The sequence below is a fragment of the Nocardia nova genome (assembly GCF_002933465.1).
In the GTDB taxonomy this organism is placed as follows: Bacteria; Actinomycetota; Actinomycetes; order Mycobacteriales; family Mycobacteriaceae; genus Nocardia; species Nocardia nova_B.
The window spans coordinates 38159-59215 of record NZ_PSZE01000033.1; the positions used below are offsets into that span (position 1 = coordinate 38159).

Annotated in this window: 18 protein-coding genes and 2 pseudogenes; 7 read left to right on the forward strand and 13 right to left on the reverse strand. The window is 68.5% G+C overall.

All coding sequences use genetic code 11. The features are described from left to right. Positions 1-3 precede the first annotated feature (3 nt). The 3 genes from C5E41_RS28345 to C5E41_RS28355 form a co-directional block, all read right to left on the reverse strand. Complete coding sequence (locus C5E41_RS28345; protein WP_104378788.1) at positions 4-2010, reverse strand: aconitate hydratase; 2007 nt, start codon at positions 2008-2010, stop codon at positions 4-6. 191 nt (positions 2011-2201) lie between these two features. Further along, entirely contained in the window at positions 2202-2951 is a 750-nt protein-coding gene (locus C5E41_RS28350) for a VOC family protein (RefSeq protein ID WP_104378821.1), read from the reverse strand. A gap of 26 nt (positions 2952-2977) precedes the next feature. Next, complete coding sequence (locus C5E41_RS28355; protein WP_104378789.1) at positions 2978-3835, reverse strand: crotonase/enoyl-CoA hydratase family protein; 858 nt, start codon at positions 3833-3835, stop codon at positions 2978-2980. A gap of 196 nt (positions 3836-4031) precedes the next feature. Here C5E41_RS28355 and C5E41_RS28360 point away from each other — a divergent pair, with 196 nt between their 5' ends. Then, a complete protein-coding gene (locus tag C5E41_RS28360) occupies positions 4032-7466 on the forward strand; it encodes a serine/threonine-protein kinase (protein WP_104378790.1) in 3435 nt (1144 codons plus the stop codon). 12 nt (positions 7467-7478) lie between these two features. Here the strand turns inward: C5E41_RS28360 and C5E41_RS28365 are convergent, their stop codons facing one another. Continuing rightward, positions 7479-8237 (reverse strand): DUF72 domain-containing protein, encoded by a 759-nt coding sequence (locus C5E41_RS28365; RefSeq protein WP_104378791.1) that lies wholly within the window; start codon positions 8235-8237, stop codon positions 7479-7481. Between the two features lie 26 nt (positions 8238-8263). Between C5E41_RS28365 and C5E41_RS35430 the strand changes: the two are divergent. Both C5E41_RS35430 and C5E41_RS28375 read left to right on the forward strand, forming a co-directional pair. Next, positions 8264-8433: pseudogene (locus C5E41_RS35430) on the forward strand (thioesterase family protein); the annotation flags it as partial. A gap of 39 nt (positions 8434-8472) precedes the next feature. Beyond that, entirely contained in the window at positions 8473-9918 is a 1446-nt protein-coding gene (locus tag C5E41_RS28375) for a lipase maturation factor family protein (RefSeq protein ID WP_104378792.1), read from the forward strand. Positions 9919-9935: 17 nt separating this feature from the next. Here C5E41_RS28375 and C5E41_RS28380 read toward each other — a convergent pair whose 3' ends face one another. From C5E41_RS28380 to mbp1, 6 genes are all read right to left on the reverse strand, one after another. After that, entirely contained in the window at positions 9936-11060 is a 1125-nt protein-coding gene (locus C5E41_RS28380) for a bifunctional 2-methylcitrate synthase/citrate synthase (protein ID WP_104378793.1), read from the reverse strand. Continuing rightward, on the reverse strand, positions 11060-11974 hold the full coding sequence (gene prpB / locus C5E41_RS28385; RefSeq protein WP_104378794.1) for a methylisocitrate lyase: 915 nt from the start codon (positions 11972-11974) through the stop codon (positions 11060-11062). Before prpB ends, C5E41_RS28380 begins: the two co-directional genes overlap by 1 nt. Then, entirely contained in the window at positions 11971-13476 is a 1506-nt protein-coding gene (prpD, locus tag C5E41_RS28390; protein ID WP_104378795.1) for a 2-methylcitrate dehydratase PrpD, read from the reverse strand. The genes prpB and prpD overlap by 4 nt, the downstream gene beginning before the upstream one ends. Positions 13477-13628: 152 nt before the next feature. Next, on the reverse strand, positions 13629-14093 hold the full coding sequence (locus C5E41_RS28395) for a CinA family protein (protein ID WP_104378796.1): 465 nt from the start codon (positions 14091-14093) through the stop codon (positions 13629-13631). Positions 14094-14127: 34 nt separating this feature from the next. Continuing rightward, positions 14128-14289: a hypothetical protein gene (locus C5E41_RS34170; RefSeq protein ID WP_181063461.1), complete on the reverse strand. Its 162-nt coding sequence runs from the start codon at positions 14287-14289 to the stop codon at positions 14128-14130. Between the two features lie 41 nt (positions 14290-14330). Beyond that, a complete protein-coding gene (gene mbp1, locus C5E41_RS28405; RefSeq protein WP_030513798.1) occupies positions 14331-14576 on the reverse strand; it encodes a microaggregate-binding protein 1 in 246 nt (81 codons plus the stop codon). Positions 14577-14775: 199 nt separating this feature from the next. Between mbp1 and C5E41_RS28410 the strand changes: the two genes are divergently transcribed. Continuing rightward, the gene (locus C5E41_RS28410) at positions 14776-15405 is read left to right on the forward strand and encodes a glyoxalase (protein ID WP_104378822.1); all 630 of its coding nucleotides are present in this window, start codon (positions 14776-14778) and stop codon (positions 15403-15405) included. A gap of 466 nt (positions 15406-15871) precedes the next feature. Here the strand turns inward: C5E41_RS28410 and C5E41_RS28420 are convergent, their stop codons facing one another. Beyond that, positions 15872-16231 (reverse strand): Rv2640c family ArsR-like transcriptional regulator, encoded by a 360-nt coding sequence (locus C5E41_RS28420; RefSeq protein ID WP_104378798.1) that lies wholly within the window; start codon positions 16229-16231, stop codon positions 15872-15874. A gap of 97 nt (positions 16232-16328) precedes the next feature. Here C5E41_RS28420 and C5E41_RS28425 point away from each other — a divergent pair, with 97 nt between their 5' ends. The 3 genes and pseudogenes from C5E41_RS28425 to C5E41_RS28435 all read left to right on the forward strand — a co-directional run bounded on the left by C5E41_RS28425 (position 16329) and on the right by C5E41_RS28435 (position 18249). Continuing rightward, on the forward strand, positions 16329-16805 hold the full coding sequence (locus tag C5E41_RS28425; protein ID WP_104378823.1) for an ArsI/CadI family heavy metal resistance metalloenzyme: 477 nt from the start codon (positions 16329-16331) through the stop codon (positions 16803-16805). An 18-nt stretch (positions 16806-16823) separates the two neighbouring features. Further along, a pseudogene (locus tag C5E41_RS28430) lies at positions 16824-17080 on the forward strand (ArsR/SmtB family transcription factor). Positions 17081-17370: 290 nt separating this feature from the next. Then, positions 17371-18249, forward strand: a complete 879-nt coding sequence (locus C5E41_RS28435) for an SAM-dependent methyltransferase (protein ID WP_104378799.1) — start codon at positions 17371-17373, stop codon at positions 18247-18249. A 147-nt stretch (positions 18250-18396) separates the two neighbouring features. Here C5E41_RS28435 and C5E41_RS28440 read toward each other — a convergent pair whose 3' ends face one another. Both C5E41_RS28440 and C5E41_RS28445 read right to left on the reverse strand, forming a co-directional pair. Continuing rightward, positions 18397-20484, reverse strand: coding sequence for an ArnT family glycosyltransferase (locus tag C5E41_RS28440; protein ID WP_439956398.1), 2088 nt, complete (start codon positions 20482-20484; stop codon positions 18397-18399). 66 nt (positions 20485-20550) lie between these two features. Further along, a complete protein-coding gene (locus C5E41_RS28445) occupies positions 20551-21033 on the reverse strand; it encodes a hypothetical protein (protein ID WP_104378800.1) in 483 nt (160 codons plus the stop codon). Between the last annotated feature and the right edge of the window lie 24 nt (positions 21034-21057).

Consider the following 21057-nt stretch of genomic DNA (forward strand, 5'->3'; position numbering starts at 1 on the left):
ACATCAGCGGGTGGACATCTCCCGCGCCGCCTGCGCGGCCGCCAGCCGCGGAATGATGCCGCCGGCCAGTACCGTTTCCACCTGACGGTCCGAAAGCCGGTGCCGCAGCGAGATGTCCACGTTCGCGGTGACATCGCGGGCGGTGATCGCGGAACCGGTGGTGAGCGCCGCACGCAGCCCCTCGATGCGCAGCACGTCGCCGACCCCGATGCGGTCGTAATCGGCGGGATCGGCGAATTCGAGGGCGACGATGCCGAAATTGGCCAGATTCTGCCAGTGGATGCGCGCATACGATTTCGCGATCACCGCCCGCAGCCCCAGATACCTCGGCGCGATCGCGGCATGTTCCCGCGACGAGCCCTGCCCGTAGTTGTCTCCGCCCACGATGACGTGTCCGGTGGTGCCGGAGATATCGGCCGCATGCCGGGGATAGTCCGGATCGATACGGGTGAAAGCGAATTCGGCGAGTTTCGGAATATTCGAGCGGAACGGCAGCGCCCGCGCTCCGGCCGGGGAGATGTCGTCGGTGGAGATGTCATCGCCGACCACGAGCAGTACCGGCGCCTCGATCACGTCGGGCAGCGGATCGAAATCCGGCAGCGCGGAGATGTTGGGGCCCTTCACCAATTCCACCGCGCGCGCCTGCGCCACCGGCAGCGGCGGCACCAGCATCGCGGTGTTGACCGATGCCTGTGCGGGCAGATTCAGCACCGGATAGTCGAGGCCCAGCTCGTTCGCGAGATCGCGCGGATCGGTGATCGTCCCGGTCAGCGCCGATGCGGCGGCGGTCTCCGGCGAGCACAACCACACCGCATCCTCATCGGTGCCCGAGCGCCCCGGAAAGTTGCGCGGCATGGTGCGTAGCGAATTGCGGCCCACGGCCGGTGCCTGCCCCATGCCGATGCACCCCATACATCCGGACTGATGGATGCGCGCCCCGGCACGGATCAGTTCGAAGGTGGCGCCCATCTTGGTCAGATCCTCGAAGATCTCGCGCGAGGACGGGTTGACGTCGAAGCTGACGTCGCTGTGGGTTTGGCGGCCGGAGACGATGGCGGCGGCCATCGCGAAATCACGCAGCCCGGGGTTGGCCGAGGACCCGATGACCACCTGCGCCACCGGCTCGCCGGCGACCTCGCGCACCGGCACCACATCCCCGGGGGACGACGGCCTGGCGATCAGCGGCTCGATCGCGGACAGGTCGATATACTCGTCGACGTCGTAGGTGGCGCCCTCGTCGGCCCGCAGTTCGGTGAAATCGCCGGCGCGATCCTCGGCGCGCAGGAAGTCGCGCACCGCGTCGTCGGCGGGAAAGACCGTGGTGGTGGCGCCGAGTTCGGCGCCCATATTGGCGATCACATGCCGATCCATCGCCGTGAGGGTCGCCAGGCCGGGACCGTGATATTCGAGGATCCGGTTCACGCCGCCCTTGACGCCGTGGCGGCGCAACATCTCCAGGATCACATCCTTGGCCGAACACCAGGGCGGCAGCTCACCGGTCAGTTCGATGCCCCAGATCTGCGGCATGGTGATGTAGAGCGGCTCACCGGCCATGGCGAGCGCGACCTCGAGACCGCCGACGCCGATCGCGAGCATGCCCAGCGAACCACCGGCCGGCGTATGGGAATCCGAGCCGACCATCGTCACGCCGGGTCTGCCGAAACGCTGCATATGGGTCGGATGCGAGACCCCGTTGCCCGGTTTCGAGAACCACAGCCCGTAGCGGCGGCACGCCGACAGCAGAAATTCGTGATCCTGGGCGTTCTTGTCGTCGGTCTGCAGCAGATTGTGGTCGACGTACTGGGCGCTGAGCTCGGTGCGCACCCGGTCGAGGCCGAGTGCCTCGAGTTCCTGCATCACCAGGGTGCCGGTGGCGTCCTGGGTGAGGGTCTGGTCGATGCGCAGCGCGATCTCCTCCCCAGGACGCATCCGACCCGACACCAGGTGGGAGCCGATCAACTTCTGCGCGACGTTCCGGGGGCCGTCCCCGCGGATCTCCGGATCGGTCATCTGCCCTCCTCTGCGCCGGCCCTGGCAGGATCACCGGATCCGGGCGCGGTCGTTGGTGCGATGTCCCTTCCAGGATGCGCCCATCCCCGCCGGCTCGCCGCCACTTCGCCGCCCGCCTCGAACCGGCGCGCCCATGGGGCGCCGTGACCGCGGTCCCCCAACGTCGGCGAGCACGCCCCGCCGCGGGCCGTTCAGGGGTGCCCGCGCCGGAACACCTTGCCGGTCAACGGGTCTCGTTCGGTGAGGCAGTACACCCCGCCTACCGGATCGTTCATCACCAGCCACTGCGCGCCGCGCCGCACGCGCCGGGCGCCGAGGGATTCGTGCCAGGCCGCCACCGCCTCGGCATCGGCGCAGGCGATATCGATATGGGCGCCCGGCTCCCGGTCGGTGTCCAAGCGCTGCAGCAGGATTCGGGTCGGCAATCGCGCCGGCACGAGCAGCCGGGCGAACTCGGACCGGCCGGTTCGCTGCACGGGCCAGCCGGTGAGCGCGGACCAGAAGGCGACCTCGTCGTCGTAGCCCGACGGCGGAATGTCGAAACAGAGCTGATCGACCCGGCTGAGGCTGCCGTCGGGCCCGGCCACCGGCGCGGGGATATGCCGCCCGTCACCGGTGGTCAGGCAGAACGGCAGGCCGTGCGGTGAACGCACGAGCGACCAGGTGTCGTGGTCGGCGACCAGGATCGCGCTGAGATCGCGCGCCGTGCGGCGGGCGCGGTCTAGATCGACGACATCGATGTCGAGATGGGCGCCCCCGTCCCCGCCGACCGCCTGCGCCGCCTGGTAGGCGTCGCCGGTCGCCGGGTCGAGGGTCGCGAACTCGGCGCGCTCACCCTGGCGGGCCGACAACCGGGTGCCGGTGACCGCCGACCAGAAGGCGAATGCCTCGTCGAAACGCGCGGCGGGCCGGTCGATGTACATCCAGCTCCAGCGAATCATGCGCTCCTGCACGGTCGTCGGACGGTTCAGGCGGGTCGGAAGGGCGGGGTCGCGAGCTCACCGGCGAACACATCGGGCAGGTCACGCTCGACGCTCTCGGGGAACTGCGCGGGCCGCTTCTCGAGGAACGCCGAGACACCTTCGCGGGCATCGGCACTGGCACCGCGCTGGTTGATACCGCGCGATTCGATGCGATGCGAGATCATCGGATGTTCGGCGCCGAGGCCGCGCCACAGCATCTGCCGCGACAGCGCCACCGACACCGGCGCCGAATGTTCGGTGAGCCGTCGCGCCAGTGCACGGGCCTGGTCCAGCAGATCGGCGACCGGATGCAGGGCGTAGAACAGACCCGCGTCCAATGCCTCGTCGGCCTCGACCAGCCGGCCCGAGTACACCCAGTCCAGCGCGGTCTGCATCGGCACCAACCGGGGCAGGAACCAGCTGGAACAGGATTCCGGCACGATGCCGCGCCGATTGAAGACGAATCCGATGCGCGCGGTATCGGCGGCGAGCCGGAAGTCCGCGGCCAGGGTCATGGTGATGCCCACGCCGACGGCGGGTCCGTTGACCGCGGCAATGATCGGCTTCTGCGATTCGAACATCCGCAGCGCCACCTTGCCACCGTCGTCACGGAAGGTATCGGTCGCCTCGGCGGCGAAGGTTTCCGCTCCGGCCGACAGATCCGCACCCGCGCAGAACGCGCGCCCCGCCCCGGTCACGATGATCGCCCGCACCCGGTCGTCGCGGTCGAACTCGTCGTAGGCGGCGATCAGTTCCTCGACCATCGCGGTGGTGAAGGCGTTGAGCTGTTGCGGGCGATCGAGCGTGATGGTGGCGATGGAGTCGGAGATTTCCCAGCGGATGTCGGCCATATCGGACAGCATGCCAGCAGCCTTCGGAAGGTGACCATCCCGGTCACCGTTCCCCGCCCGGCATGGCACGCGAGTTCCGTTGCTTGCCCCTTCGCCCGCGCGTGCCGCGAGCAGTCTCGGCCCCCGGCATCCCCGCAGGCCGAGCCCTATACTTGACATGCCAGCGCGACGGGCTCCGCGACAAGCAGTACAGACGGAAACGGTTCCGATGGCCGACAAAGATCCCATGGCGACCCAGCGCGACCGCTCTCCGGTGATCGATGACGATCTGCGAGCGGCCGGGTTCGCCGATGCGCACATCATCGGGCGGGGCGGATTCGGTGTCGTGTATCGCTGCCGCGAACTCGCACTGGGCCGCATCGTCGCGGTGAAGGTGCTTACCGCCGCACCCGATTTCGGCGACGAGAATCTCGAACGATTCCTCCGCGAGCAGCGGGCCATGGGCGGGCTGCCGGAACATCCCAACATCGTCGCGATCCTGCAGGTCGGCACGACCGGCGACGGACGACCCTATCTCGTGATGCCGTATCATCCGAAGGGCTCGCTGGAACAGCGGATCCAGCACGGCGGGCCGCTGGATATCGCGACCGCGCTGCGCATGTCGGTGAAGCTGTCCGGTGCGCTGGAGACCGTGCACCGGGCTGGGATCCTGCATCGAGACATCAAGCCGGGCAACGTTCTCCTCACCGACTACGGCGAACCACAGCTGACCGATTTCGGCATCGCCCGGGTGGAGGGCGGCTTCCGAACAACCACCGGAGTAGTCACGGCGTCACCGGCGTTCACCGCGCCCGAGGTCCTGCGCGACGGCACCCCGTCGGTCGCCTCCGACATCTACAGCCTGGGCGCCACGCTGTTCTGCATGCTCACCGGCCACGCCGCCTACCAGCGCCGTTCCGGTGATCGGCTGGTCGCCCAGTTCCTGCGCATCACCGAGGAACCGATTCCCGATCTGCGTCCCGGCGGCATCCCCGACGACGTCTGCGAACTGATCGAGGAGAGTATGGCCGTCGACCCCCGCCGGCGCCCGGTCGCCGCGGTGGAGTTCGGCGCGCGAGCGCAGCAGCTGCAACGCCACTACGGACTGCGCGTGGACGAGATGGCGATCCCGACGCCGGAGACTCCGGCGGCCGAACCGGCGCCCGCCGCCGATCGCGTCGGAGAACCGACCCGGCTCGGCCTGCTGCCCCCGGCCGACCTGGTGACGACACCGCCGACCGCCGAAACCAAATTCCATCCCGGGCTCGCCCCCCGTCCGCTGGTGCGCCGTCCCCGTCTGCTGGATTCGATGGATCCCGAGCGCTGGCCGCGCCTGATCGTCGTGCACGCGCCGGCCGGTTTCGGCAAGAGCACGCTCGCCGCCCAGTGGGGGCAGCGGATGGTGAATCGGGGGGTCGCCGCGTGCTGGCTCAATATCGACGACGACGACAACAATCCGGTGTGGTTCCTGCTGCACCTGATCGAAGCCGTCGGCCGGGCGCGGCCGGCCCTGACCACCGAACTGCTGCGCGTCGTCGAGGAACACGGCAACGATGTGATGCGCTATGTACTGACCACGCTGATCAACCGCATCCACGCCGACGGCGAGCGGATCGTGATGATCATCGAGGACTGGCATCGCGTCACCGATGCCGATACCACCGCCGCACTGCGTTTCCTGCTCGACAACGCCTGCCACCATCTGCAACTGCTGATCACCAGCCGCGAGATGATCGGACTACCGCTCTCGGCCATCCGCGTGCGGGACGAGCTGATCGAAATCGATTCCGCAGCCCTGCGTTTCGACGAGTTCGAGACGGCGGACTTCCTCACCCGGGTGGGCGGGCTGGCCCTGGAGGAGGCCGATATCGACCGGCTGCGGACCAGCACCGACGGCTGGGTCGCCGGGCTGCAACTGGCGTCGATCTCACTGCGCGGCCGCGAGGACCCCGGTTCCGCGATCGCCACCATGTCCGGACGGCACCAGGCGATCCGCGAATATCTGACCGACAACGTGCTCGAAGCACTCGAGCCAGGATTGCTGACCGCGCTACTGGAAACCGCTGTCACCGAGAAGATCTGCGGATCGCTCGCCGCAGCGCTGACCGGACGGCGGCAGGGGCGGGCGCTGCTCGAGGACATCGAGCGACGGGACCTGTTCCTGCGCCGCCTCGACGACGACGGCGAATGGTTCCGCTATCACACGCTGTTCTCCGATTTCCTGCGGCAGCGGCTGGAGCGCGACCACCCCGAACGCGTGCCACAGCTGCACCGTCGCGCCGCCGAATGGTTCGCCGCCAACGACATGCTCAGCGAGGCGATCGACCATGCGATGGCCGCCGGGGAACCCGAGCGGGCGGTGGCGCTCGTCTCCGCGCACGCCCGCGAACTGGTGCAGCATTCGCATCTGGCCACCCTGGCGGCGCTGGCGGCGAAACTGCCCGTCACCGAAGCCGCGGCCGATCCGACCCTGCAGATCGCGCTGGCCTGGGCGGCGGTGTTGTTGCGGCGGCCGAGCCGCATGCACACCGCGCTGCAGTTGGCGCTGGCCGCCGATTCGGCGAAACAGCCTCCGGGACAGCGGAAATCCGATCTCGCGGTCGAGGCGTCGATTCTGTGCGGGGTGGAGGCGGCGCTCGCCGATCACCTCGACGGCCTGGCCGACGCCGTCGAGCAGGGTTGCGCCCGCGCCGGTTCGCTGGCGCCCTTCGTGCTGGCGGCGGCGGCCAACCTGGGCGCCTTCGTCGCCCTGCACCGGTTCGACTTCGACCGCGTCCACGAATGGCACCGGTGGGGCCGGACCTACTTCCGCCACATCACCGGGGCGCTGAGCATCATGTACAGCCACTGCTTCGCGGGGATGGCGGCGCATGAGCAACTCGCCGAGGAGGCGGCCGAGGAACATTTCCGCACGGCGCTGCACTTGGCGCGCACCACGACCGGGGAGGGTTCCCTCACCGCCCGCCTGGCCTCGGCCGCACTCGGCGATTTCCTCTACGACCGCGGCGAGATCGCCGAGGCGCGCCATCTGCTCGACGTCGCGGTGGAATTCGGGTTCGAGGGCGGCACAGTCGATTTCCTGACCGGGGTCTACGGCACCGGTGCGCGTATCGAGGCGCTGCGCGGGGATCGCGCGGCCGCGCAGCGACTGCTCGCCGACGGCGCCGCGGTCGCCACCGCACACGCCCTGCCGCGACTGTCGGCACGGATCGAACTCGAGCGGATTCGGCTGGGGATCGGTGAGATCGTGCCCGGCGAGCCGGCCGGCGCTCGCGGCGCGGAGGACGGCGTGGCCACGGCGATTCGTGAACTCACCGAGGAAGCCGCCGTCCGGTGGCTGTTGCGTGTGGATCCCGAACAGGCGCTCCTCCGCGCCGATGCCCTGCGACAGTCGATCGATGCCGCCGCGCGCCCGCGCGCCGCCCTGTGCGCCACGCTGTTGTCCGCGAATTGTCTCGAGACGGTGGGCCGGTCGGAGGAGGCGGAGGCGGTTCTCGCGCCGGCCCTGCGCCGCTGCGTCGAAGTGGGACTGGTGCGCCCGCTGCTCGACGAGGGCCCCGCACTGCTCGCTGTCGTCCGGCGGCTCGCGGCCGGCAAGGGACGAAATGCCTTGGGAAAGCCCGCGATCGCGCTCCCGCGGGCCCTGGCCGACCACCTCGGCTGAATCGCCGGTCGGTCAGAAAGGCACGTCGGTGCGAGTCACGGTCAGCCCTGCTGCCCGCGCCAGCCCGGCGAACACCACGGCGTCGCGGACAGCCGCGCCGCCGGGATCGTTGTTGAAGTACACGTAACCGTCGGCGGGACCGAAGGTGTCCGCCAGCCGATGCGCCCATGCGGTCAGGGCGCGCCGGCCGTACCGGGGTTGCGGCCGCGCCAGCCCGGAATGCAGCCGCAGATACGACCAATCGGTGGTGCGCCACAGCGGCGTCACCGGGCGCGAGCGCGCATCCGCCCAGCACAGTGCCACGCCGCGTTCCTCCAGCACAGCGCGGATGCGCGGTGTCCACCACGACTCGTGGCGCGGTTCGACGGCCACGCGCACGGTCGCGGGGAACTGTCGCAGACAGTCGTCGAGCAGGCCCGCGTCCGCCCGCAGGGTCGGCGGCAGCTGCACCAGCATCGGCCCCAACCGGTCGCCCAGTCCCGCGGCATGATCGAGGAGCCGCTGCACCGGCTCGGCCGGCTCACGAAGTCGTTTGACGTGGGTGAGGAAGCGGCTGGCCTTCACGGCCACGACGAAATCCTCGGGGGTGCGTTCCCGCCAGGCCGCGAAGACCTCGCGACTGGGCAACCGATAGAAGGCGTTGTTGCTCTCGACGGTCGCGAACGCGGCCGCATACCGTTCCAGCCACAGCCGCTGCGGCACGCCCGGCGGGTAGAGCACTCCGCGCCAGTCCCGGTACTGCCAGCCGGAGGTCCCGACGAACAGGGTCACATCGTCTATCGAACCAGACTCGCCCCGTCTACTTCCACGCCGATGCGGCCGCTCTCGCCGCCCAGGGCGACCGTCCGGTGCTCGCCACCGCGCGAGGACAGCATTTCGGCGGCTATTTCGATCAGGCCGCACAGCTGTGGGGCGCCGACGGCCGGCGCTGGCCACCACGCACCAGCTGGTCTACTTCACGGACTGAACTGGCATCGCGACCGGCCGCAGCGGGTATGCCCCGAGCATGCAGTGGTTCACGGCGCCCGAGTACTGGTTCGCGCGCGAGGTGTTCCAACGCGGCCTCGCGGTCGTCTATCTCATCGCGTTCGTGGGCGCCGCGCGGCAGTTCCGGGCGCTCATCGGCGCCGGGGGCATGCTGCCGGTGCCCGCCTTCCTGGCCCGGTCGTCGCTGCGGGGATCGCCGAGCATCTTCCATCTGCACTATTCGGACCGGTTCTTCGCCGGTGTCGCCTGGGCCGGTGCGGCGCTGGCTGTGGTACTGGCGGCCGGGGCGGGCAATCAGGTGCCGCTGTGGGCATCGATGCTGCTGTGGCTGGCCGCATGGGTCCTATATCTGTCGATCGTCAATGTGGGCCAGGCCTGGTATTCGTTCGGCTGGGAATCGCTGCTGCTGGAGACGGGATTTCTGGCGATCTTTCTGGGCAACGATCACACCGCGCCACCGATTCTCGTGCTGTGGCTGGCGCGCTGGTTGCTGTTCCGGGTGGAGTTCGGCGCGGGATTGATCAAACTGCGCGGCGACCCCTGCTGGCGCGATCTGACCTGCCTGTACTACCACCACGAAACTCAGCCCATGCCGGGCCCGCTGAGCTGGCTGTTCCACCACCTGCCCACACCGCTGCACCGCGTGGAGGTGGCCGCGAACCACATCGCCCAGCTGGTCGTTCCGTTCGCGCTGTTCACCCCGCAGCCGATCGCGAGTATCGCCGCGGCCGTCGTCGTGATCACCCAGCTGTGGCTGGTCGCATCCGGCAATTTCGCCTGGCTCAACTGGTTGACGATCCTGCTGGCCTGTACCGCGATCGACGCCCGCTCGGCGGCGACCGTCCTGCCGCTACCCGCTCAGCCCGCCGTCCCGAATCCGCCGACATGGTTCGTCGCGGTGGTGTGCGCCTTCACGGCTGCGGTGGCCGTCCTCAGCTATTGGCCGATACGCAACCTGTTGTCCGGGCACCAGCGAATGAACGCCAGCTTCAATCGATACCACCTGGTCAACACCTACGGCGCATTCGGGCGGATCGAGCGCCGCCGATGGGAACTGGTGGTCGAGGGCACCCGCGACCGGCACATCACCGAGCAAACCCGTTGGGAGGAATACGAGTTCAAGGGCAAGCCCGGTGATCCGCATCGGCTGCCCCGCCAATGGGCGCCCTACCATCTGCGCCTGGACTGGCTGATGTGGTTCGCCGCCATCTCCCCGATCTACGCCCGCTCCTGGCTGGGTCCGTTCCTGCGACGGCTGCTGACCAACGACCCGGCCACCCTGCACCTGTTGCGGCACAACCCTTTCCCGGACTCCCCGCCCGCCTATGTGCGAGTCCGTCAGTACCTCTACCGATTCAGCAGCCGGGACGAGCTGCGCCGTGACCACGTGTGGTGGCACCGCGACGTGGTCGGCGACTACGTGCCACCCACGGCTCTGTCCTCCCCGCGGATCCGGCACGGCTGAGCTCGCCCGGATGCCGATCAGGTCCGAACGGAGCGCTGCCCGACACCGACATATTCGCCGAGCGGGCGGATCAGCGCATTCGAGGCACCCTGTTCGATGATGTGCGCGGCCCAGCCGGTGATCCGGCTCATCACGAAGATCGGGGTGAAGGTCTCGATGTCGAATCCGAGCAGGTAATACGCCGGGCCGGTGGGAAAGTCGAGATTCGGCGCGATCCCGGTGGCCTCGGCCATCGTGCGTTCGAGTGTCTCGTATATGCGCACCCACCGGCCGCCGTCGGTGGCGGCGGCGATATCGAGCAACGCCTGCTTCATCGTCGGCACCCGGGAATCGCCGTTCTTGTAGACCCGGTGGCCGAATCCCATCACTGTGTCCTTGTCCGCCAGCTTCTTCCGCAACCATGCTTCGGCTCGCTCGGGTTCGCCGATCTCGAGCATGTCGCGCATGACCGCCTCGTTCGCCCCGCCGTGCAGGGGCCCCTTCAGCGCGCCGATGGCGGCGGTGACCGCGCTGTAGATATCCGACTGCGTCGAGGTCACCACCCGCGCGGCGAACGTCGAGGCGTTGAAACTGTGCTCCGCGTAGAGAATCAGCGAGACCTCGAACGCTTTCACCAGTTCCGGCGCCGGTACGGTCCCGAAACACATGTTCAGGAAATTCTGCGCGTATCCCAGATGCGAATGCGGCGCGATCGGATCCAGTCCGTGCCGGCGGCGATGGTCGGCGGCCACAATGGTCGGCAGCACCGCCAGCATGCGCAACGCCTTGGCGCGGTTGGCTTTCGGCGAATTGTCGTCCTCGAGCGGATCCTCGGCGCCGAGGTAGCTGATCGCGGTGCGCACCACATCCATCGGATGGCAGGTGTCGGGCAGTTTCGTCACCAGCGACAGCAGTGACCGATCGGCCCGTCGCGCCGCGCGTTCCTGCTGGCAGAACCGTTCCAGCTGGGCGTCGTTCGGCAGTTCGCCGTAACACAGCAGATAGGCGACCTGTTCGAACGTGCAGTGGGCCGCCAGGTCCTGGACGGCGTATCCGCGGTAGGTCAGCGAATTCGTTTCCGGCACCACCTTGGAAATCGCGGTGGTGTCGACGACGACGCCCGCCAGGCCCTTGTTGATCGCCGGAGTCGCGGCCTTCGTCATCACTGGTTCCTTCCGAGAGTGAAAGTGAAGATGTCGGAATCGAATTCGTTGTAGCGCTCGTATCGCAGCAGTTCGTAGAGACGGCTGCGATGTTGCATCCGATCCAGCAATCCCGCCTGGGTGCCGGTTTCATGGATTTCGCGCAAGCCGGTTTCGGCCGACCACATCGCCAGGCGCAGGGTGGACACCGGATAGATCACCGCGTTGTAGCCGATCGATTCCAGTGTCCGCGCCGGCAACAGTTCGGTTTTGCCGAACTCGGTCATATTGGCCAGCAGCGGAATCGAGACCGCAGCCCGGAATTTCTCGAAATCGGCTGCACCGCTCAATGCTTCGGTGAAGATCAGGTCGGCCCCGGCGTCGGCGTAGGCGCGGGCCCGTTCGATCGCCGCGTCGACGCCCTCGATCCCGGCGGCGTCGGTGCGCGCGCAGATGACGAAATTCGGATCACGCCGCGCCGAGACCGCCGCGCGCAGGCGACGCACCATCTCGTCGGTGGGCACCACCGCCTTGCCGTCGAGGTGGCCGCAGCGCTTGGGATTCACCTGGTCTTCCAGGTGGCAGCCCGCGAGGCCGGCATCCTCGAGCAGCGTCACCGTGCGGGCGGCGTTCATCGGTTCCCCGAAGCCGGTATCGGCGTCGATGAGCACCGGCAGATCGGTCACCCGGGCCACCTGAGCGCCGCGGCCGGCGACCTCGGTCAGCGTCGTCAGCCCGATATCGGGCAGCCCCAGTTCCGCCGACACCACCGCCCCCGAGACATAGACCCCTTCGAACCCGATTTCCTGAATCAGCCTGGCTACCAAGGGATTGAAGGCGCCGGGGAATCGCTGGATCGACCCCGACGCGAGCCCGGCGCGGAAGGCGACGCGTTTGTCGGCGGCGGAGGTGGCGGCGGCGAGTAGTCCGGTCATCGGAACAATCCCTTCGATAGTTTCGGGGCGCGGGCGAGCACCTCGTCGGACACCGTGAACGTCAGTTGCGGCAGTTCGTCCGGCGACAGCGAGCCCGCCCGCTGCGCGACGTCGAGGAATCGATCCTGTTCGGCGGCGTCGACGATGCCCTCGGCGAGCGTGCGGAATTTGGCGATGTACTGCTCGCGGGCGAACGGCCGCGCGCCGAGCGGGTGGGCGTCGGCGACCGCGAGCTCGTCGACGATCACCTCACCGCTTGTCAATGTGACCTCGGCGCGGGCGCCGAATGCCTTCTCGGCGGGATCGGTGGAGTGGTAGCGGCGGGTCCATTCCGGGTCCTCGGCGGTGGAGATCTTGCGCCACAGCTCGATTGTGTCGGGGCGGCGGGCACGTTCGGGTGCGTAGGAACGCTCGTGATGCCAGGTCCCGTCCTGCAGGGCGACCGCGAAGATGTACATGACCGAGTGGTCGAGGGTTTCCCGCGACGCCTCGGGATCGAATTTCTGCGGATCGTTGGAGCCGGTGCCGATCACCACGTGGGTGTGGTGGCTGGTGTGCAGCACGATCGAGGCCACCCGGCCGAGGTCACCGATGCGGTCGCGCATCCGCCGGGCCAGATCGATCGGCGCCTGGCTCTGATATTCGGCCGAATGCTCCTTGGTGTAGGAGTCGAGGATCGCCCGTTTGGGCTCGCCCGGCCCCGGCAGCGGTACCGAATACTCGGCGTCGGGCCCGGCGAGCAGCCGGGCGATCACACCGTCCTCGCCCTCCCAGATGGGCGCGGGCGCACCCTCGCCGCGCATCGCCCGGTCGACGGCTTCGATCGCCATCTTGCCCGCGAAGGCCGGCGCGTAGGCCTTCCAGCTGGAGATCTCACCCTTGCGGGACTGCCGGGTCGCGGTGGTGGTGTGCAGCGCCTGGCCGATGGCCTGATAGATCGTCTCGGTGTCGAGACCGAGCGCCGTACCGATTCCGGCGGCGGCCGAAGGGCCCAGATGCGCGACGTGGTCGATCTTGTATTCGTGCAGGCAGATCGCCCGCACCAGATCGATCTGGATCTCGTAGCCGGTGGCCAGGCCGCGAATCAGATCACGGCCGCTGCGTCCGGCATGGTGGGCGGCGGCCAGAATCGGCGGGATGTTGTCGCCCGGATGAGAATAATCGGCGGCGAGAAAGGTGTCGTGGAAGTCGAGTTCACGCACCGCGACGCCATTGGCCCACGCCACCCACTCCGGGGAGTACCCGCCAGGAACGCCGAACACCGGAGCACCCGGTCGATACAGGTGCGCCAGAGCCTGCGCGCGGGCGTCGGCCACCGCACGCCGGGTGATCGATGCGGCGGCGACGGCGGCATTGTCGATGATCCGGTTGACGATCATCTCTTCGGTCTCCGGCGCCACCGCGACCGGATCCGTGGCGACCTCGGCGATACGCCACGCCAGGTGTTCGGCCCGGGGGAACACCTCGGCGGAGCGGTGCGTGCGAACGAGGTGATTCTTCACAGTCGGGACCTCCCGAGAACGTCGTTGAATCGCATGATTCGGACGCTACTCAGGAGGAGTACCCGTCGAAATACGTTGCAACTGCCTAGTTCTGTGTCATCGATCCGGCGAAGTTGCGAATATTGCGGACAGTGGCGTCGTCCGCGAACCGTTCATCGATCGGCGGTCACACGGTCCAGCAGACAGCTCAGCGCGAACCGCACCGTCTGCTCGAGAACCTCTTCCGGTTCGCCGTCGAATGCAGCCCGGCAGGCGGTGACGGCGGTCTCGGAGGCGGTGGCGAACCACACCGTGCCGGGCGGTTCGCCGTCACTCGGTTCGGGACCACCGACACCGGTGACCGCCACCGAATAGCTCGCGCCGAGCAGCTTGCGCACGTTGGTGGCCAACGCCTCGGCCGCGGGCCGCGACACCACGGGGACGTCGGGCATATCCAGGACGGTGCGTTTGACCTCCGGGCTGTAGGCGACGACCCCGCCGCGAAACCACCGTCCCGCATCCGGTGCCGCGCCGAGGGCGGAGGCGATCTTGCCCGAGGTGAGCGATTCCGCCACCGCGATCGTCGAACCGGCCGCCGCGGCCAGTTCGGCGATCCGCTCGGCGCCACCCTCGGTCATCGCCCCGCCTCCCGGGCGGCCACGGTGTCCTCCCTCATTCCGCTCCCCGTTCTCCGCCGTCGTCTTCGCTCTCGCGGTACGCCTGTAGCGCGGTGTCGAGTTCGCGTTGCAGCCGTTGCACTTCCGCCTCGTCTCCGGCATCGGACGCAGTGGTGATGTCCTGGCGAAGCTGGGCGATGACGTCGTGTGAAAGCACGGTAACCTCCTCCGGCACGGAACGGGTGAGCGGTCGAGAAGCTAGCTGCCCTGCTGGTGGGACCGTTGCCGGGCCTCGTCGACGTTGGCTTCGGCTCGGGCCTTCTCGGCCTGCGCTTCCTTCTCGGCCGCCTCGCGCTGCGATTCGGCCTTGTCCTGCTGCGCCCGGCCCTCCGACTCGAGGTCGTTGTTGCCGGTGACGATGCCCGCCGCCTCCTTGGCCTTACCCTTCACATCTTCGACGACGCCTTTGATGCCCTCACGCGGGCCACTGTTGTGGTCGGACACGAAGTCCCCTTCCGTCGCGATTTCCTGACATGCAACGCCTACCCAGCGCAGCGGTGGTCAATCGGACGATTACCCGGCCCGCGGCCGCCGGCGCCGCCTTCGCGATCGGCGGCTTCGGGGTGTGGGCGATCGCAGAGGCTCCCAGAGTGATCAGGAATCGAGAAGCGACGGTCGCGCGATCGCCGATAACGTCTTCGACATGACCATCACCACAGCTCAGAGCACCATCGCATCGGTAGTCCTCGAGACCCCTGACCCGGCTGCCGCCGCGGCCTTCTACGAGGCCGCGTTCGGACTCGGCGACCGGCTGCGGGTCCGCAAGTCGGAGGCGGAGACCACGGGCTTCCGCGGATACATCCTCTCCCTCGTGGTTTCCCAGCCGAGCACCGTCGACAGCCTCATCGGCTCCGCGGTCGCGGCGGGCGCGACGACGGTGAAGCCGGCCAAGAAGAGTTTCTGGGGGTACGGGGGCGTCGTGCAGGCTCCTGACGGCGCGGTCTGGAAGATCGCCACCTCGGCGAAGAAGGACACCGGTCCAGCCACCCGCGAGATCGACGATTTCGTCCTGCTGCTCGGGGTCGAGAGCGTGAAGGCGACCAAACAGTTCTACCGCGAGCGCGGCTTGACCGTGGCGAAGAGTTTCGGCGGGAAGTACGCCGAGTTCGAGTCGCCGGCCGGGTCGGTCAAGCTCGCGCTCTACGGCCGCAGGGCCGCCGCCAAGGACGCGGGCGTTCCGGTGGAGGGCTCCGGGTCGCATCGCATCGCCGTCACCGGTTCCCTCGGTTCCTTCACCGATCCCGACGGATTCGTGTGGGAGGTCGAGGCCTGAGCCGGGTAACCCGGCCGGATTCAGGCCGCCCGCAACGGAACTCGGAAGGACCTGCGCAGCGACGACGGGCCGAGCATCGCCGCTACCGGTGCCGGTGCGAATCCGTCGGATGACGCTGCGGTGGCGTAATCTCCATGACCTCCATCAGCTGGTTCGCGAACTCTTCGGCCTCGGCGCGTACGCCGTTGTGTGCCCCGGGAAACTCGACCACCCGGAGTCCGAGCCGGGCCGCGATCTCGACCGCGGGCCGATAGGGCAGGCACGGCCACTGCGACAGGGTCCGGTGCAGCGCCTCGAGAATGCGGTGCCAGCCGGCCGTCGATCGCCCGGGAGCGCGCGAATCCGCCCGCCGCCTCCAGGTGGCGAAACCGTGAAATGAATTTCGGCCACGGATATCGAGTCGGGACGAGGCGGGGACGGCGACCGCACGAAGGACGGTCCCGCAGACGTCACCGGGCGGTGATACTCACCGGCAGCATTCGGGGTCCAGAACGACACACAATGCCGCCAGCGCATCACGTTTGGCGTGGTGCACGACATTCATTCCGACCCGGCCGGATTCGACCAGCCCGGCCTTGCGGAGCTGGCCGAGGTGGTGGCTGACCGTCGATTCCGCCAGCCCCACCGCGGCGGCCAGGTCACCACCGTTCTCCCCGGTGTCCGGACTCGCCAGCAGCAGCGACATCAACTTCACCCGCACCGGATCGGCGAGCGCTTTCAGCCGCAGGGCCACCTCCAGGGCCGCGGCGTCGTCGATCGGCCCGGCCGCCACCGGGGCACAACACACCGGGGCGGACATGTCGATCACGGGAAGCGCTTTGGGCATATTTCCACCATATCGACGGGATTGACATATGTCGAAAAGGTGGAGCAGACTCGGAACCGCCAACCTTTTCGACATATATCGCACCATGGAGGTTTCCATGTCTCGCATCCAACTCGCCCTCAATGTCGACGACCTCGATCGGGCGGTGGCGTTCTACTCCACGCTGTTCGCCACCGAACCGGCCAAACTCGAGCCCGGCTACGCCAACTTCGCCGTCGAGCAGCCGCCGTTGAAGCTGGTACTGCTGGAGAACACCGGCACCGGCGGCACGATCAACCACCTCGGAGTCGAGGTGGAAACCTCCGACCAGGTCCACGACGAGATCGCGCGATTGTCACAGGCCGGATTGTTCACCACGGAGCAGATCGGCACGACCTGCTGTTTCGCTCAGCAGGACAAGGTATGGGTCACTGGACCGCACGGCGAGAAATGGGAAGTCTACACGGTGCTGGCCGACACCGAAACCTTCGGCGCCGCACCGGAATTCGACGCACCGGAATTCGCCGACGACACCTCGGCCGCGCAGACCTGTTGCGGCACCGACGCCTCGGCTCCGAAAACCTGCTGCGGGTGACCACGACACCTCGCGGCGGTGTTGGAAGCACTCGCCGACCCCGTCCGGTTGCGGGTCTGTCGGCCATCGCGGCGCGCGCTGGCGGGGAAGCGCGCGTCTGCGGGGTCTCCGACGGGCTCGAGGTCACCCAGCCCACCGTCTCCCATCACCTGAAGGTGCTGCGTGAGGCCGGTTTGGTACCCAGTGAGCGCCGCGCCTCCTCGGTGTACTACCGGGTGATTCCCGAAGCGGATCGCGGTACCGCTGCCGACGTACTTCGCGATCATGCGGGGTAGCGGCTACCTCTGCCGGCGGGTGGCAGGCCTGGGCTCCCACGCACCACCCTCGCCTTCACATCCGCGACGAAATCCGTTCTCGCGTAGAACAACTGATCGCCGAACTCGTGCCGACGTCGTGAGGCCGGCCGCCCGCGACCGTGGTACTCACAGCGCCGGCGATTGCGTGCCCAGCACGATCGCCGGTCGAGGCGAGCGGCGTCCTCGGTGCCGGGCTCGGCAATGGCGGATTCGCACGGGCGCGGCGCGGGGTACCCGCCGGGCCGCACCCGGTCGGTAGGTTGGCGATCATGCGTAACGACGAGGATTCCTGGGATATCAACACCGGTGTCGGATCCACGGCATTGTTCGTCGCGGCGGCTCGCGCACTGGGCGGACGCGCGGGCGACGCCCCGGCTCGGGACCCGCTCGCCGAGCTGTTCGTCTCGGCCGCGGGCGGCGAGTGGGCGGATCTGATGGCGGGACGACTGCCTGAACATCCCTTGCTGACAACCGATTTCGGCATCCCGTTCCAGCAGCATCAACTCTTCCGCACCCGGTATTTCGACGACTACCTGGAGGCCGCGGTGACGTCGGGAATCCGGCAGGTGGTGGTGCTCGGGGCGGGCCTGGACGCACGCGCCTATCGACTGCCATGGCTGGCCGGCTGCACCGTTTACGAACTGGATCGGCCGCAGGTACTCGAGTACAAGCGCGAGACCCTCGCGCAAGCGGGGCGCGAACCGATCGCGGATCGCCGGGAGGTGGCGGTCGATCTGCGCGGCGATTGGCCGAAAGCCTTGCGCGACAGCGGCTTCGATTCCGATCGGCCGACCGCGTGGTTGATCGAGGGGCTGCTGATCTACCTGACACCCGTCGCTCAGGACCGGCTGTTCGACGCGGTCCACTCGCTCAGCGCACCCGGCAGCCGGGCCGCCGTCGAACAGATGGATCCCTTGCCCGCCGAGGCCGCCGAAGCCCTGGCAGCAGACGGGGCATCCGGCTCGGAGTGGGTGAAGTTGATCTACAACGAGCCACGCAGCGAGGCCACCGCCTGGTTCACCGACCGCGGCTGGAGCGGCGAGCGCATCGACCTTCCCGACTACATCCGCAGCCTCGGTCACACCCCGGCGGGCCCCGACGGAGGCCAGCAGTCGCTGAGCAATCTGGCGACCGTCACCCGGTCGTGAGACGAGTGCCTGGCGCGGCCCCGAGTGGGCCGATCCGCACGGATCGCCGCGCTCGCCACACGACGCGGCAGACCATGCGAACACCGCGGCTAGGATGACACGGCTTGATGAGCAACAGGCGCTCACCAAGCCGGTTTCACGTTCTTCCTACCCCCGGTAGCCGCTCAGGTCGTACACCGTGGCGTTGCCGATGTGCCGGGCCGGGAAGGTGGCGGTGACCCAGGTGGTGATGTCGGCATGCTGATTGCGACCGACACCGCCGGGGCCGCCGATGTTCTCGGCGGTATCCGGCTGCGGCTGCCCCGGCGCGCTTCCCGGCGTCGTCTGCTCTCGGCCCCGGCCCGTGGTCGCACCCTCGGCGCGCCCGGTCGTGCCCGGATTCCGGTCTCCGGGCGCGGCCTGTTCGCGCGCATCCGCGGGACCTTGATCGCGGCCGTCGGCCTGCACGATGTAATAGGCGATCTTCCCGTCCTTCACATCGGCCTGGAACCGCGCCAGCGTCGGCACCGGGTCGCCGCCGGAGAACCCGCCGATCGCCATTACCGGCCTGTCGCTGTCCACTTCGAGTGCGGCGGCCGCAGACGAACCGTTGACCGCCGCCGCCCAGGTCGTAGTCGTCGCCTTCAGCATCGCCGAGAGCTGCGGATCCGGACGGCTCTGACCGAAGCCGCCACGCCCACTCGCCTGCGCCGGGCCGACGGTCGGTCCGCCGCCGGCGTGCGCGGTGGCGACGGTCGCGAACGAGTAGGCCGCACCGCCCGCCAGGCCACCGATCAGGCCGACCGTCAGGACGACGGCGGCGAGGCGGCGAGGCGCCGCATGGGTCCAGGGCACCGCCAGCAGCACCGAGGCGGTCAGCGTCACACAGAGAATCGTCCAGCGCAGCTCCGGATACCACCCGCTGTTGCGGTGCAGCAGAACCACACTCCACACGCCCGTCACCACAAGCAGTGCGGCCGTGCCGAATCGGCCGAAAGCCGTGTCGCGCCGGTTCCACAGTTCGGCGACACCGACGGCGAACGTTCCGGCGACCGCCGGGGCGATCGAGAGGCAGTAGTACGGATGCACCATGCCGTTCATGTAGCTGAGCACACCGCCGTCGATGACGATCCAGCCGCCGAAAACGATGGCCGCCGCACGTATCCGATCGGTACGCGGTGCGCGGCCGCGCGAGATGAGCACCAGCACCATCGCCAGCAGCGCGGCCGGCAGCAACCAGCCGATCTCGAAGCCGAATTCACCGGTGAACAACCGCTGCACACCGTGCACCTGCCCGCCGAAACCACCGAATCCGTTGTGCGCATCCGCGGGCGCCGACGCGGCCGCCTGCGCCGCAGCCGCGGGATCGTGGGCCGGCGCTCCCCCACCACCGTGATCGCGGCCGAGCACCCGGGCGAAACCGTTGTACCCGAGTACCAGGTTCATGAAGTTGTTGTCGGTCGAGCCGGCCAGGTACGGGCGGCTCGCCGCGGGCCACCAGAGTGTGAGCAGCACATACCAGCCGCTGGACACCAGCAGCGCGGCGAGTCCGCCGACCAGTTGCAGCAGGCGGGTGCGCAGCGACGTCGGCGCGGCCATGAGGTAGGCCGCCCCCAGCGCGGGCAGCACCATCAGACCCTCCAGCATTTTCGCCAGGAACGCGAACCCCAACGCCGCACCGGCCAGCAGCAGCCACATCGTGGAGGCGCGGTCGAGTGCCCGCACGGTGGCGTAGGCGGCGGCCGTCATGAGCAGCACCATGACCGCGTCCGGATTGTCGAATCGGAACATCAACGCCGCCACCGGTGTGAGCGCCAGCGCCGCACCCGCGAGCACCGCCATCCAGTGATTGTTCGTGATCCGCCGGACCGCGCCATGGAGCAGCGCGACCGCGGCCACCGCCATCAACGCCTGCGGAACGAGCATGCTCGCGCTGGAGAAGCCGAAGATGCGGCCGGACAACCCCATCACCCACTGCGATACGGGAGGCTTGTCGACGGTGATGAAATTCGCCGGATCCAGGGAGCCGAACAGCATCGCCTCCCAGTTCTTCGATCCGGCCCAGGCGGCGCCGGCGTAGAACTGGTTGCCCATCCCGTTGACGGTGATGTTCCACAGGTACATCACCGCCGTCGCGATCAGGAGCACCGCCAGACCGGCCCGCTCCACGGCTCTGCCGCCGAATCCGGAGACGGCACCGACGTTCGCGGGCTCGGGCGGTACCACCGGCGAATTCTCGAGGAGTGATGTAGTCACGGTGCCTATTCAGCCCGCGCAGCTCCACAGCTACCTGTGAGCGAGCAGTGAGGTTGCGATGAACGCCTAGCGGGCCGGCTTCGGCCCCGCACCCGCGACCGCCCGGCGCCGGGGACGCTCGCCGGGCACGAGCAGCGCGAGGACGGCGACGACCACCGCGCCGCCGAACAGGTACAACCCCCACGTACCGGTGAGCAGATGCCGATAGTCCCCGCGCAACTGGCTGTCGAACCGCTGATCCAATCGCCAGGCCGGTACCGCGAGCGCCGCGATGGCGGCCAGCACCGCCAGCCATCCCAAGACGCGCGAGCCGAACAGCCCCGCCAACAGCATCACCAGGGCGACGAGCAGCAACACCACCGTGTAGGACGCGCGCAGCTGTGTCGCCTGGGCCTGCACCCCGTCCAGCGGAATTCCGGTCGCGAAGCCGTCGCGGATATCGACGAGCCGGATGTGGCGGGCCTGCACAACTCCGACGAACGGCCCGAACGCTCCGACCGCCATCACGACCCCACAGGCGAACAGCACCAGATGGACGACAGCGCGCATACGTCCACGGTATTCCGGGCGGCG